Source organism: Gilvimarinus sp. 1_MG-2023 (genome assembly GCF_030548285.1).
The window spans coordinates 1-253 of sequence record NZ_JAUOSC010001338.1 but is presented as its reverse complement, the minus strand read 5'-3'; the positions used below and the strand labels follow the sequence as shown (position 1 = coordinate 253).

At 50.6% G+C, this 253-nt stretch carries 1 protein-coding gene; it reads left to right on the top strand.

Going from position 1 to position 253, the window contains the following annotated elements; all coding sequences use genetic code 11:
* Positions 1 to 47 precede the first annotated feature (47 nt).
* Positions 48 to 253: hypothetical protein (locus Q4563_RS21195; protein WP_303605930.1), on the top strand; the 206-nt coding region annotated here is incomplete at its 3' end.

Sequence of the window (253 nt, the reverse complement as noted above, 5' to 3'; positions counted from 1 at the left end):
ATCTGCATAGAGAGTTTGTCCATGCCAGGACGGTAGGCAAACCGGTATTGGCATTCCTTAAAAAACTTCCGGTCGCCGGCTCACTGTCAGTCGAGCAGGGGCGATTGAAGGGTTTTTATCAGTTGGTGACTCAGCAGGTCAGTTATAAATTGTGGCATCTGCGGGATGAATTATTGTCGTTTGTTCGGGCGGCCATTGGCAGTCTTGAACTGAATGCCGATTCCGGTTGGGTTCGCTGGGCTGATGTAATGGG